Consider the following 11762-nt stretch of genomic DNA (forward strand, 5'->3'; position numbering starts at 1 on the left):
CCTAGGACGGAGCCGACCGCGGTGGCGCATCCGTCACACCCGCTTCGTGTCGCGGCGGAAGAAGAACACCGTCCCGCCGAGGAGCAGACCGAGCCACACGAGTGCGTCGACCAGAGCGCCGAGGTCGAACCCCTCGCCGGTCAGCGGCGCTCGCGCGAGCTCGCTGATCCCGTAGACCGGCGTCAGGGCGGCGATGCTCTGCAGGAATCCGGGCATGCTGCTCACCGGGTAGAAGAGGCCGCCCAGGAACGCGAGGACCACGATGACCAGGCTCGTGATCTGTGCCGCGTTCTCGCCCGGCACCATGTAGCCCACCATGAGGCCGAGCGTCGTGAAGACGGCGCTCGCGAGCAGCCAGCCCGTCAGTCCGGTCGCGACCCACTGCACCGCCGAGAGCTCGATGCCGCTGGCGGCGCCGACCGCATAGGTGGCGACGACGGCGAGCAGGCCCAGCGCCATCCCGGCGATCATCTTGATCAGAACGTTGACCACGGGGTTCAGCGGGGTGAGCCGCAGCTGCCGGCTCCAGCCCTGCGCGCGCTCCACGGCGACGGCCGCCCCGGTCTGCGTGGCCGACATCATCGCTCCGTACATCGCCATCGACACCATGATGAAGGCCGCGATCGAGACGCCGCCCGCCGCGATCGGAGTCGCGGTCAGCGGCTCGTCGCGGAGCGGGTACCCGACGATGAAGAACATCAGGACCGGGAAGAGGAGGGTGAAGAAGAGGGTCCGCCGGTTCCGCAGCCGCCGCAGGATCTCGATGCGCAGGTAGGTCGTGGTGAAGCCGCCGAGCGCCGGCGAGCGGCGGTCGAGGCGGACGCGGTCGGCGGCGGGGGTCGTGGCGGTCATGCGGAGGCTCCTTCGGAGGTGAGGGCGAGGAAGACGCTCTCGAGGTTCTGGGCGGTGATCTCGACGTCGCGGGCACCGGTGCGGGTGAGCAGGTGGCGGGCGAGGGCGTCGGAGTCGTCGGTGTGCACCGTGATCCGGTCGCCCTGGGCCTCGACGCTGGAGACCCGGGGGAGCGCGGCGAGGGCGGCGAGGTCGGCGCCGGGCAGGGTCGCGTGGACGATCCGGCCGGAGACGAGGTTCTTGATGCTGCTCGTGGTCCCGTCGGCGACGATCCGGCCTCGGCTCATCAGGACGATGCGGTCGGCGTACTCGTCCGCCTCCTCGAGGTAGTGCGTCGCGAAGAGGACGGTGCGCCCGCGCGCCGCGTCGGTGCGGATGGCCTGCCAGAACGCGCGGCGCCCCTCGACGTCCATGCCGGTGGTCGGCTCGTCGAGCAGGAGCAGGCCGGGGTCCGACAGCAGCGCCATCGCGAACCGGAGCCGCTGCTGCTGACCGCCGGAGCACAGTCCCACGCGGCGGGAGGCGAGGTCGGCGATCCCCGCGCGCTCCAGCACCTCGTCGATCGGCCGGGTGTCCGCGAAGAGGCTCGCGGTCAGCTCCAGTGTCTCGTGGACGCTGAGGTCCTTCAGCAGGCCGCCGGTCTGCAGGACGGCCGAGACGAGCCCGTGCGCGATCGCCGTGCGCGGCGAGCGTCCGAACACCGTGACCTCGCCGGTGTCAGGGGCCGAGAGGCCCAGGAGCATGTCGAGGGTCGTGGTCTTGCCCGCGCCGTTGGGACCGAGGAAGGCGACGATCTCGCCGGGCCGGACGGTGAGGTCCACTCCGCCGACGGCGGCGACGGAGCCGAAGCTCTTGGTGAGGGCGGTCGCCTGCACGGCGAGGTCGGTCGAGGTCATGCCCTCAGCCTGTCGAGAGGGTCGCCGCAGTGCCTCGCTCCTCTGTAACCGAGGTGCCGTGACATCCGTCACCCCCGCCCCGGCTCCGGAGCGGGGCGGGCCGCGCCCTCTGCCGGGAGAGGTCTCAGACCGCGCAGCCCGCGAAGAGCACGTCGTCCGAGGAGACCAGGTCCTCCAGGGTCAGCAGACGGTCGAGGTCGTGGCCGGCGGCCAGGGCGTTCGCGCGCTCCGGTGCGGTCCGGGGGGCGAGGCGCCCCTCCATGACCCCGCCGAGGGCGCGGACGGCGCACGCGGCGACCACTCCCTCCGGGGTTCCGCCGATGCCGAGGACGAGGTCGACGCGGCCCGCGGGATCGGCCGCCTCGATCGCGACCGACACGTCGCCCTCGCCGCGCAGCTCGAGCGCGACCCCGACCGCGCGCAGGGCCGCGATCAGCCCGGAGTGACGCGGCTTGTCGAGCACGACGACGACCAGCTCCGCGACGGGCTTCCCGAGCGCCGCCGCCAGCCGTGCGGCGTTCTCGGCGGGAGGGAGGTCGAGCGAGACGGCGCCCCGGCCCGCTGCAGAGCAGACCAGCTTGTCCATGTAGAACACGTCGCGCGGGTCGAACAGCGTGCCGCGCGGGGCGAGCGCGATCACGCTCACCGAGCCGGGGAGCCCCTCCGCCGTGAGCCGGGTGCCATCGAGCGGATCGACCGCCACGTCGCAGGAGGGAGCGGAGGCGCGGCCGAGGCGCTCGCCGTTCGCGAGCATCGGGGCCTCGTCCTTCTCGCCCTCGCCGATCACGACGACGCCGTCGAACGGAGCGTCGGCCAGCACGGCGCGCATCGCCGCGACCGACGCCTCGTCCGCCGCGATCTTGTCGCCGCGCCCGTACCAGCCGCGCGCCGCCTCGGCCGCCGCGCGCACGGCGGCGGCCACCGCCTCCTGCAGCTCGGCCGGGTAGGCGGGCGACGCGATCAGCCGCAGGCCGCTCATGCGCGCGCGGGCTGAGCGGTCGCGGTGCGGACCAGCCGCTCCAGGGTGCGCAGGCCGTCGGAGGAGAGCACCGACTCCAGGTGCCCCTGCACCGACGCGACGTGCTCGCCGCGCAGGGCGTTGACCACTCCCGTCTCCGGATCGACCGACACCTCGAGCCCCAGCCGGGGCGTGCGCGCGACGCCGGGGGCGACGGAGGAGAAGGTGTTGTAGAAGCCGATCGCGGCGTCCTCGCCGAACACGTCCACCGCCAGGCGCACGCCCTGGCGGGGCGCGGGCAGCGGCTCGACCGGGAGGCCCGCCAGCAGCGACAGCATCTGGTGGCTGAGGCAGACGGCGAGCATCGGCCGCTCCGCCTCGAGGCGCGTGGTCATCAGCGAGCGCAGGTGCGCGATCCGCGGGTCGGAGTTGTCGCGGGGGTCGCCCGGGCCGGGGCCGAAGACGACGAGGTCGTCGCTCAGCACGTCGGCGACCTCCGACCAGCGCTCGACCCGGGCGTCCATCCCGAGGTGGCGCAGCTGGTGGGCGAGCATCGTCGTGAACTGGTCCTCGTTGTCGACGATCAGCGCGGTGTGCCCGGCGAGGCCGGCAATGTGCTCGGGCGCCTGGGGCCGGAGCCAGAACGAGGCGAGCCGCTCGTTGCGCGCCTCGAGCGCCTCCTGCACGCCCGGCTGCGCGTTCAGGTCGAGGGCCGGCGGCACCTCGCGGTGCGGCAGCAGGCCGAGGGCGGAGAGGACGCCCGACGCCTTCGCCCGCGTCTCGGCGACCTCGCCCTCGGGGGTGGAGTGGCGCACGAGCGTCGCGCCGGCCGGCACGGTGAGGCGGCCGTCCGCGCGGAGGTAGGCGGTGCGGATGAGGATGGGGGCGTCGACCGTGTAGCCGTGCTCCTCCGGCTCGAAGAGGGCGAGCACGCCGGAGTAGTAGCCGCGCGGCTCCTTCTCGTACTCGGCGATCACGGCGCACGCGTTCTCCATCGGCGAGCCGGTGACCGTGGGCGCGAACATCGTCAGCCGCAGGACCTCGCGCACGTCGAGTCCGGTGCGGCCCTCGAGCAGGTACTCGGTGTGGCTGAGCCGCGACATCTGCTTGAGGAACGGCCCGAGGATGCGGCCGCCGTCCGGGCAGACCGCGCTCATCATCTTCATCTCCTCGTCCACGACCATGAAGAGCTCCTCGCTCTCCTTGACGTCGGCGAGGAACGCGAGCACCTCCTCCCCGGTGGGTCCGGCCGCGGGGTGGCGGAAGGTGCCGCTGATCGGGTTCATCATCGCGACGCCGTCGCGCACCGAGACGTGGCGCTCGGGGGTCGCGCCGACGGCGGTGACCGTCTGCGCGCCGTCGACGCCGGGGGTGTGGATCGCGAAGGTCCAGTACGCGCCGGACTCGTCGGTGAGCAGGCGGCGGAACCAGGCCAGGACCGCCTCGACGGGCGGCGCGTCGGTCTGCGCGACGAAGGCGCGGTTGATGACGAAGTTGGCGCCCTCGCCGCGGCCGATCTCGTCCTCGATCACCCGGCGGACGATGTCGGCGTACTCGTCGTCCGGCACGTCGAAGCCGCGCTCCTCGACCGGGATCTCCCGCTCGGGCAGGAGCCGCAGCACCTCCGCCAGGGGGACGCTCTCGCGCTCGCGCACCACGAGGTTGCGCAGCGGGGCTCCGTCGTCCTTCGCCGCGAAGCCGCGCTCGCGCACCTGCCGGTAGGGCACGAGGGTCAGCACGTCGTCGCCGTCGAGCGGGATGTCGGCCAGGCCCTCGACGTCGAGCACGTCGCCCGTGAACACGTCGACGGCGTCGCGGCCCTGGCGGAGGACCACCGCGAACGGCAGCGTCCCGTCGGAGGCGAGGATGCGGGAGAGGAGCGAGGTCATCGTGGTCCTTGAATCGGGTCGTGCCCCACCCGGGCCCTGACATGCAGAACGACCGCCCGGAGGAGGCGGTCGCGTGCGAGGGGTCTGCGCGTCGGTCCGCCTAGGAGGCGGGCCACCAGGGGCTTCGGATCGACGTGCGCACGCGGCGAGTCTAGGGGAGAGCCGGGCGGCGGCCAAGCGGTGTCAGGCGGCCGGCCGCTCGGTCGGCTCGCCCCGCAGGGTCCGGAGCAGGAGGGTCGCGCCGGCCGTGGCGGCGGGGGTGGCGACGACCGCGCCCCCGGGGACGAGGAACGCCAGGTAGACGGCGATGCCGAAGCCGAGCGAGACCGCGCGGTGCTCGCCGAGGAGGCGGCGGCGGTCGCGGAGGGAGAGCCCCCGGGCGTCGCCCGCGAACCCGGTCAGCTCGAGCGCGAGGGCCCTCCCGCCGACCAGGGCGCCCGCGACGAGGCCGACGATCGAGCCGACCACCGGCACCAGGCCCAGCAGCACCAGGACCACGCCGATCCCGAGGGAGGTGACGACCAGCACGGCGGAGTCGCGGAGGCCGCGGCCGACCCCCTGCCAGAAGGTGCTCTCGCGCTCGTCGGGCACGCCGCCGAGGTCGTCCTCGACCCGCCGCCAGATCCGCTCGTAGAAGGGGTCGCCGACCAGCAGGGTCACCGCGGCGAAGAGGACCACGCCGAGGGCGAGCACGGCGCCGACCACCGCGATCGAGAGCACCAGGCGGACGGTGGCGGCCGTGCCCTCGTCCCAGCCGCCGGCGAACGGGGTGAGCGCGGTCACCGCGTCCTGCACCCGCGTGAGCACCAGGACCAGCACGCCGACGAAGACCAGGCCGACGATCAGGGGCGGGATCGCGCCGAGGAGCATCGCCCGCGGCGAGCGGACCCAGGTGCGGAAGCCGCGGAGGAAGAGCCGGGCACCGAGGCCGAGATCGCGGAGGACGCTCATCCCCCGATCCTCGCAGGTGGGTCCGGCCCGGCGGCCCGGTAGAACACCCGACCGTGCGGGGTGCGGAGCCTCAGACCCGCTCGAACGGAGCGAGCAGCCCCGCCATCGCCTTCGTCCGCGGCGCGGCGTACTCGTCGCGCCGCGAGGTGCTGACGCCCATCGCGACGAGCCCCTCCACCAGGCGCACCGCCGAGGCGACGCCGTCGATCACGGGCACGCCCAGCTCCCGTGAGAGGTCGCGGCACAGGTCGGCCATGCCCGCGCAGCCCAGCACGATCGAGTCGGACCCGTCGACGGCCAGCGCTTCGGCGCACTCCGCCAGGATCGCGCGGCGGGCGTCGGAGCGGGGGTCGTCGAGTTCGAGCACGGGGATGTCGCAGGCGCGCACCTGACGGCAGGCGTCGCCGAACCCGGCGCGGCGGGCGATGTCCCAGGCGCGGCCGCTCGTGCGCGAGAGCGTGGTGACCACGCTGAAGCCCCGGCCGACGAGCGCGGCCATGTGCATGGCGGCCTCGGCGATCCCCACGACCGGGCCGCTCGCGATCTCGCGCGCGGCGTCGACGCCCGGGTCGCCGAAGCACGCGATGACCGCGCCGTCGCAGCCGGCCGCCTCCGCCCGGGCGATCTCGTGCAGGACGCCGGGCACGGCGAGCGCCTCGTCGTAGTGGCTCTCGATCGACGCCGGACCCATCGGCGGGGTGACGGCCGTGATCTCGGTGCCGAGCGAGGCGACGGAGCGGGCGGCCCGGCCGATCGCCGCGGTCATCGCAGTGCTGGTGTTCGGGTTGACGACGGTGATGCGCATGGTGGTTCCTCGCTTCGGGTGCCGGGAGGGGGAGGGGCCCGCCCGGCCGCCGGTCCGCGGGATGCGGAGCGGCCGGAGCGGATCCCTCCTCCGTGCCGGCCGGATCAGACGGTCGAGCCGTCGCTGACGTGCTCGAGGTCCTCGTCGAGGCGCCCGATCCGCGGCGCGCGCCGCTCGAGCACGGCCATCGCGACGAACCCGAGCCCGCAGCCGAGGAACCAGCTGTAGTCGCCGAGCCAGGTGAACTCCGCGCCTCCCGCCTCCGCGATCCAGCGCGGCACGAGCACCGAGGCGACGGAGGGGACTCCGCCGATCACGGTCGCCCAGACGGCGTTGGGGTTGAAGCCGCGCGAGAACCAGTAGCGGCCCTTCTCGCTCATCGTGTAGAGGTCGTCCACCCAGACGCGCTGGCGGCTGATCAGGTAGTAGCCCGCGATGAGGACGCCGAACAGCGGTCCGATCAGCGCGCCGAGGATGCCGAGCGTGTAGTGGATGGCGGTGTCGTTCGAGTACCAGTTCCACGGGGTGAGCAGCACCGAGCCGACGGCGGCGATCATGCCGCCCATCCGCCAGCTGATCTTCTTCGGGTTGACGTTGGAGAAGTCGAACGCGGGGGAGATGAAGTTGGCGACGATGTTGATGCCGATCGTCGCGATGACGAACGTGAGCCCGCCCAAGAGCACGGCGAACCAGGTGTCGATCCGCTCGACGGTCTCGATCGGGTCGGTGATCAGCTCGCCGAAGACCGGGACGGTCGCCGACGCGGTGATCACGGTGAGGAGGGAGAAGAAGAGGAAGTTGATCGGGAGGCCGAGCAGGTTGCCGCGCTTCACGGCGCCGTAGCTGCGGGCGTACCGGGAGAAGTCGCCGAAGTTGAGCATCGGGCCCGAGAAGTAGGAGACGACCAGGGCGACGGCCGAGATCATCACCGGCACCGCGGCGGCGAGGTCGAGCGGCTCGCCGGAGCCGAGGGTGAGCGAGATGTTCTCCCAGCCCGCCTGCGACACCAGGTAGACGGCCAGCACGAGCATCACCACGTAGACCGCCGGTCCCGCCCAGTCGATGAAGCGGCGGATCGACTCCATGCCCCGCCAGAACAGCGCGGCCTGCGCGACCCAGAGGATCGCGTAGGAGAGGTAGCCCAGAGCCGAGAGGCCGAGGAACGACGCCTCGGGCGTGTTCAGGGCGGCCATGCCCGGGAAGAACTTGAGGAAGACGATGTTCAGCGACTGCGCCGCCAGGTAGGTCTGCACGCCGTACCAGGCGATCGCGATCAGTCCGCGGATGATCGCCGGGATGTTCGCGCCGCGGATGCCGAAGATCGCCCGGTTGATGACGGGGTAGGGCACGCCGGTGACCTGGCTGGGCTTGGCGACGAGGTTGCAGAAGACCTGCACGATCACGATGCCCACCACCAGGGCGACGAGCACCTGCCAGCCGGCCAGGCCCAGAGCGAAGAGTGAGCCCGCGGTCACGTACCCGCCGACGCTGTGCACGTCCGACATCCAGAACGCGAAGATGTTGTAGCTCGACCAGCGCTGCTTCCGGAGCGGGGCGAGGTCCTCGTTGGAGAGGCGGTCGTCGTAGGCGGCGCTCGCCGCCGCGGCGGGATCCGGATCGACGGGGGGTGCGGTGACTCGGGGTGCGGTGACGCGGTCGGACATGGGTGGATCCACCTCTCGGGCGGTCGTGCGCAGAGCGGCACGGAGCGGATGTGTCAGGGTGGTCGGGACGTCCGGCCGAGGAGGCGGGGCGTCGCGGAGAGCGTTCCGAGTGAAGTCATCACTTCACGCGGGCCACGCTACGAGTCGGGAGGCCGCCGCTCGTTTCGGCTCCGTTACGGCTGTGTGACGATCCGCGAGAGGGGACGGGCCATGCCCTCCGACGACACCGCGCCCGACGAGGCGGCCGCCCGGGCGATCGCGGACGGGGCCGGGCTCGGCGCGAGACTGCGGGAGCTGCGGCTCTCGGCGGGCCTGTCGCTGAAGGCCCTCGCCGGGCGACTCGGCATCTCCGTGAGCGCCGTCTCGCAGATCGAGCGCGGAGCGATGCAGCCCTCGGTCGGCCGGCTGATCGCCCTCGTGGACGCGCTGGGGGTCCCGCTGTCCGCCGTGTTCGACCAGGGCGCGTCGGCGCCGGTCGAGACCGCGGTCGTCCGGGCGCGCGAGTCGGCGCCCGTGGCGCTCGAGGGCGGAGTGCTGTTCCGCCGTCTGGCGCCGCGTCCGCTGGACGCCGTCGACTTCTTCGAGTCGACCTACCCGCCGGGCTCGACCTCGACGGCGCACCGGCAGCTGCTCCGCCACGACGGGTTCGAGATGGGGACGGTGACGCTCGGAGAGCTGACGGTCGAGTTCGAGGACGAGTCGGTCGTCCTCGGGCCGGGCGACGCCATCACGTTCCCGTGCGAGCGGCCGCACCGCATGGTCAACACGGGCTCGACCACGGCGATCGCGACCTGGCTGATCGTCCACCGCTGACACCGCGCCGGTGCTTCGTGCCGGACCCCTGGCGGCACCACCTGCGTATGGGACCCTGGTCCTCGCTCCTCCACAACGGGCGGACGACCGTCTCCTGTCCACACCCCGGTCGGGATCGGGGCGCGGCGGGCCCTCGGTGTCGGTACCGCCTGGTGGGCTGGTCTCCTCGACCGAGGGGTGCGGAACGTGGAGGAGCGGATGGACGGCAGGAACGACGAGGGGTGCCCGCGCTGGTGCGCGGGCGAGCACGACGAGCTGGTCGCGGCGGGGGAGCGGCTGCACCGCTCCGCGGCGAGCTCGCTCCCGGTGGTGCTCTGGGCGGGCCGAGACGGGGCCGCGGGCGCGACGGTGCACGTCTCCCTGTGCCGCCCGGGGGAGTCGGGGGAGGACAGGCTCCGCCTGGAGGCCGACGGGCTCGGCGAGGTCGACCTCGATCTCAGCTCGGGGTCGCGGCTGGCCGGCGCGGTGCTCCGGCTACTCGGCGCCTCGTGACGTGCGCGGCGGGTCGGGCGGCAGGAGGTCCGTCAGCTCGATCTCGAGCGCCTCGCAGAGCGCGAGGAGGGTGTGCAGCGTGGGGTTCGCGGGCGAGCCGGGCTTCGACTCGCCCTTCTCGAACTTCTGGTAGGTGTAGCCCGCGAGCCCGGCCGCGTGGGCGATCCGCTCCTGGCTGGCGCCCTTGGCGATGCGGGCCCGGTGCATGTTGGTGCCGAGCTCGCGGGCGTAGGTCGCCCAGTCGCGCTCGGGAGTGGGTGTCGACATGCCCGCCAGCTTCGGAGAAGTTCAGCCGCGGGTCAGCCATACACGGATGGGAAATTCCCGGTGGTCATACCCGGGTGACCACCGGCGGCGCCTCCGGAGCCCCGAGGGCCCCGCGACGGCAGCGCCTAGTATGGCCGGGTGCCAGTGAACCCCGAACTCGTCGGGCGCGTCTTCGCGCCCACGGAGCCCTATCAGGTGGGGCGCGAGAAGGTGCGCGAGTTCGCCCGCGCCGTCTCCGCGACCTCCCCCCTGCACCACGACGTCGAGGCCGCCCGCGCCGCCGGGCACCCCGACCTCGTCGCTCCGCCCACCTTCGCCGTCGTCGTGCAGGAGTTCACGCTCCAGCAGCTGCTCGCCGAGCCCGACGGCGGGATCGACTTCAGCCGCGTCGTGCACGGAGACCAGCGCTTCGTGCTGTCCCGTCCGGTCGTGGCCGGCGACGAGCTGACCGCGACCCTCTCGGTCGCCGCCATCAAGAAGCTCGGCGCCCACTCGATGGTCACCACCGAGTCCCGCATGGTCGACGCGAGCGGCGAGCACGTCGTCACCGCGATCTCGACCCTCGTGGTCAGGGGAGACGAATGAGCACCGCACTGCCCGCTCTCGCCGAGCTGAGCGTCGGCCAGGTCGTCGCCGAGAGCCGCTTCCCGATCGACCGCGGCACCCTGGTGCGCTATGCGGGCGCCTCGGGCGACTTCAACCCCATCCACTACCGCGACGACGTCGCCGCCGAGGTCGGCCTGCCCGGCGTGCTCGCGCACGGCATGCTCACGATGGGCACCGCGGTGCAGGTCGTCGTCGACTGGGTCGGCGACCCCGGACGCGTGGTCGACTACCAGGTGCGCTTCACCCGCCCCGTCGTGGTGGACCCGCGCGACGGCGCCGCGATCGACGTGGTCGCCAGGATCGGTGCTGTGAACGCCGAGGAGGGCTGGGTCCGCGTCGACCTCGCCGTCTCGGTCGAGGGCCAGTCTGTCCTCGGCAAGGCCCAGGCACGGGTCCGACTCGCGTGACCTCCGCGCCGCTGCTCTCCGCCCTGACCACCCTCCGCGTCGGCGGACCCGCCGAGCGCCTCGTCGAGCCCGCCACCGAGGCGGAGCTGGTCGAGACGCTCGTCGGCCTGTGGTCGGACGACGAGCCGTGGCTGCTGCTCGGCGGCGGCTCCAACCTCCTCGTGGGCGACGACGGGGTCGAGGGCACGGTCGTGCGCGTGCGCACCACCGGCGTCGAGCGGCTCCCCTCCGACGAGCCGGGGCGCGTGCTCCTGCGGGTCCAGGCGGGCGAGTCGTGGGACGGCCTCGTCGCGACGACCGTGGAGCGCGGCTGGGCGGGCCTCGAGGCCCTCAGCGGCATCCCCGGCACGGTCGGTGCGTCGCCCGTGCAGAACATCGGCGCCTACGGCCAGGAGCTCTCGGACACGCTGGTCGCGGTCGACTTCCTCGACGAGGGCGCCCGCGAGCCCGTCCGGCTGACGGCGGAGGAGCTGCAGTTCGCCTACCGCACCTCCGTGATCAAGCAGGGCCGCCGGGGCGCGGTGCTGGCCGTCGAGTTCGCGCTCGAGGAGGTCGGCGCCGAGGGCGACGGCACTCCCGTCGCCTACGGTCAGCTGGCGTCGGCGCTCGGAGTCGCGCTCGGCGACCGCGTACCGCTCGCGCGGGTGCGCGAGACCGTGCTGGCGCTGCGTGCGGGCAAGGGCATGGTCCTCGATCCGGAGGACCCGGACACCGCGAGCGCCGGCTCCTTCTTCACCAACCCCCTCGTCACGAGCGCGTTCGCCGACTCCCTGCCGCCCGAGGCGCCGCGCTGGCCGGTCGAGCCGACGGCGGAGGCGCCCGTCATCACCCCGCTCGCCGCGGTCGAGGCAGGAGCGCCCGTCGGGCTGCCCGTGCCTCCCCGCGCCGACGGCCTGGTGAAGCTCAGCGCCGCGTGGCTGATCGAGCACGCCGGCGTCTCGCGCGGTTTCGCCCTGCCCGGCTCGCGGGCCGCCGTGTCGAGCAAGCACACCCTCGCCCTGACCAACCGCGGAGGAGCGACGGCCGAACAGGTCGCCGAGCTCGCCCGGTACGTCCAGTGCCGCGTCCTGGCGGAGTTCGGCGTGCTGCTGCACCCCGAGCCCGTCGTGGTCGGCACCGCGGTCTGAGTCCGCGCGGTCTGCGCGCGCAGGCCCCGCGCTCG

13 protein-coding genes are annotated in these 11762 nt (G+C 73.4%); 5 read left to right on the forward strand and 8 right to left on the reverse strand.

All coding sequences use genetic code 11. The features are described from left to right. Positions 1 to 33: 33 nt before the first annotated feature. The 7 genes from C5D09_RS03215 to C5D09_RS03245 form a co-directional block, all read right to left on the reverse strand. On the reverse strand, positions 34 to 852 hold the full coding sequence (locus C5D09_RS03215) for an ABC transporter permease (protein ID WP_104238293.1): 819 nt from the start codon (positions 850 to 852) through the stop codon (positions 34 to 36). Beyond that, positions 849 to 1748, reverse strand: a complete 900-nt coding sequence (locus C5D09_RS03220; protein WP_104268590.1) for an ABC transporter ATP-binding protein — start codon at positions 1746 to 1748, stop codon at positions 849 to 851. Before C5D09_RS03220 ends, C5D09_RS03215 begins: the two co-directional genes overlap by 4 nt. Before the next feature lie 124 nt (positions 1749 to 1872). Next, a complete protein-coding gene (locus tag C5D09_RS03225; RefSeq protein ID WP_104268591.1) occupies positions 1873 to 2727 on the reverse strand; it encodes a fructose-bisphosphatase class II family protein in 855 nt (284 codons plus the stop codon). Beyond that, positions 2724 to 4595, reverse strand: coding sequence for an anthranilate synthase family protein (locus C5D09_RS03230; RefSeq protein WP_104268592.1), 1872 nt, complete (start codon positions 4593 to 4595; stop codon positions 2724 to 2726). The genes C5D09_RS03225 and C5D09_RS03230 overlap by 4 nt, the downstream gene beginning before the upstream one ends. A gap of 183 nt (positions 4596 to 4778) precedes the next feature. Then, entirely contained in the window at positions 4779 to 5546 is a 768-nt protein-coding gene (locus C5D09_RS03235; RefSeq protein ID WP_104268593.1) for an EI24 domain-containing protein, read from the reverse strand. Positions 5547 to 5616: 70 nt separating this feature from the next. Continuing rightward, positions 5617 to 6351, reverse strand: coding sequence for an aspartate/glutamate racemase family protein (locus C5D09_RS03240; protein WP_104234239.1), 735 nt, complete (start codon positions 6349 to 6351; stop codon positions 5617 to 5619). Positions 6352 to 6455: 104 nt separating this feature from the next. After that, the gene (locus tag C5D09_RS03245) at positions 6456 to 8015 is read right to left on the reverse strand and encodes an NCS1 family nucleobase:cation symporter-1 (protein WP_104266754.1); all 1560 of its coding nucleotides are present in this window, start codon (positions 8013 to 8015) and stop codon (positions 6456 to 6458) included. Positions 8016 to 8225: 210 nt separating this feature from the next. Here C5D09_RS03245 and C5D09_RS03250 point away from each other — a divergent pair, with 210 nt between their 5' ends. Next, entirely contained in the window at positions 8226 to 8828 is a 603-nt protein-coding gene (locus C5D09_RS03250) for a helix-turn-helix domain-containing protein (RefSeq protein ID WP_104227043.1), read from the forward strand. A 198-nt stretch (positions 8829 to 9026) separates the two neighbouring features. Continuing rightward, positions 9027 to 9320, forward strand: coding sequence for a DUF6907 domain-containing protein (locus C5D09_RS03255; protein ID WP_104227044.1), 294 nt, complete (start codon positions 9027 to 9029; stop codon positions 9318 to 9320). Here the strand turns inward: C5D09_RS03255 and C5D09_RS03260 are convergent. Further along, positions 9303 to 9587 carry a helix-turn-helix domain-containing protein gene (locus C5D09_RS03260; protein ID WP_104223625.1) on the reverse strand — a complete coding sequence of 95 codons (285 nt, stop codon included), beginning with the start codon at positions 9585 to 9587 and terminating at the stop codon, positions 9303 to 9305. The genes C5D09_RS03255 and C5D09_RS03260 overlap by 18 nt on opposite strands. Positions 9588 to 9725: 138 nt before the next feature. Between C5D09_RS03260 and C5D09_RS03265 the strand changes: the two genes are divergently transcribed. From C5D09_RS03265 to C5D09_RS03275, 3 genes are read left to right on the forward strand one after another with little or no spacing between them, the layout of a single operon-like run. Next, complete coding sequence (locus C5D09_RS03265) at positions 9726 to 10172, forward strand: MaoC family dehydratase N-terminal domain-containing protein (RefSeq protein ID WP_104227045.1); 447 nt, start codon at positions 9726 to 9728, stop codon at positions 10170 to 10172. Next, positions 10169 to 10600, forward strand: a complete 432-nt coding sequence (locus tag C5D09_RS03270; protein ID WP_104238284.1) for a MaoC/PaaZ C-terminal domain-containing protein — start codon at positions 10169 to 10171, stop codon at positions 10598 to 10600. Before C5D09_RS03265 ends, C5D09_RS03270 begins: the two co-directional genes overlap by 4 nt. Continuing rightward, complete coding sequence (locus C5D09_RS03275; protein ID WP_104268594.1) at positions 10597 to 11727, forward strand: UDP-N-acetylmuramate dehydrogenase; 1131 nt, start codon at positions 10597 to 10599, stop codon at positions 11725 to 11727. Before C5D09_RS03270 ends, C5D09_RS03275 begins: the two co-directional genes overlap by 4 nt. The last annotated feature ends 35 nt before the right edge of the window (positions 11728 to 11762 follow it).

Origin of the sequence: Rathayibacter sp. AY1C9, from assembly GCF_002932315.1 — a bacterium.
In the GTDB taxonomy this organism is placed as follows: domain Bacteria; phylum Actinomycetota; class Actinomycetes; order Actinomycetales; family Microbacteriaceae; genus Rathayibacter.

Coding starts and splice junctions, on each gene's coding strand:
- C5D09_RS03260 (WP_104223625.1), bottom strand. CDS start 9,587: ATGTCGACACCCACTCCCGAGCGCGACTGGGCGACCTACGCCCGCGAG.
- C5D09_RS03230 (WP_104268592.1), bottom strand. CDS start 4,595: ATGACCTCGCTCCTCTCCCGCATCCTCGCCTCCGACGGGACGCTGCCG.
- C5D09_RS03220 (WP_104268590.1), bottom strand. CDS start 1,748: ATGACCTCGACCGACCTCGCCGTGCAGGCGACCGCCCTCACCAAGAGC.
- C5D09_RS03250 (WP_104227043.1), top strand. CDS start 8,226: ATGCCCTCCGACGACACCGCGCCCGACGAGGCGGCCGCCCGGGCGATC.
- C5D09_RS03215 (WP_104238293.1), bottom strand. CDS start 852: ATGACCGCCACGACCCCCGCCGCCGACCGCGTCCGCCTCGACCGCCGC.
- C5D09_RS03245 (WP_104266754.1), bottom strand. CDS start 8,015: ATGTCCGACCGCGTCACCGCACCCCGAGTCACCGCACCCCCCGTCGAT.
- C5D09_RS03240 (WP_104234239.1), bottom strand. CDS start 6,351: ATGCGCATCACCGTCGTCAACCCGAACACCAGCACTGCGATGACCGCG.
- C5D09_RS03270 (WP_104238284.1), top strand. CDS start 10,169: ATGAGCACCGCACTGCCCGCTCTCGCCGAGCTGAGCGTCGGCCAGGTC.
- C5D09_RS03235 (WP_104268593.1), bottom strand. CDS start 5,546: ATGAGCGTCCTCCGCGATCTCGGCCTCGGTGCCCGGCTCTTCCTCCGC.
- C5D09_RS03225 (WP_104268591.1), bottom strand. CDS start 2,727: ATGAGCGGCCTGCGGCTGATCGCGTCGCCCGCCTACCCGGCCGAGCTG.
- C5D09_RS03255 (WP_104227044.1), top strand. CDS start 9,027: ATGGACGGCAGGAACGACGAGGGGTGCCCGCGCTGGTGCGCGGGCGAG.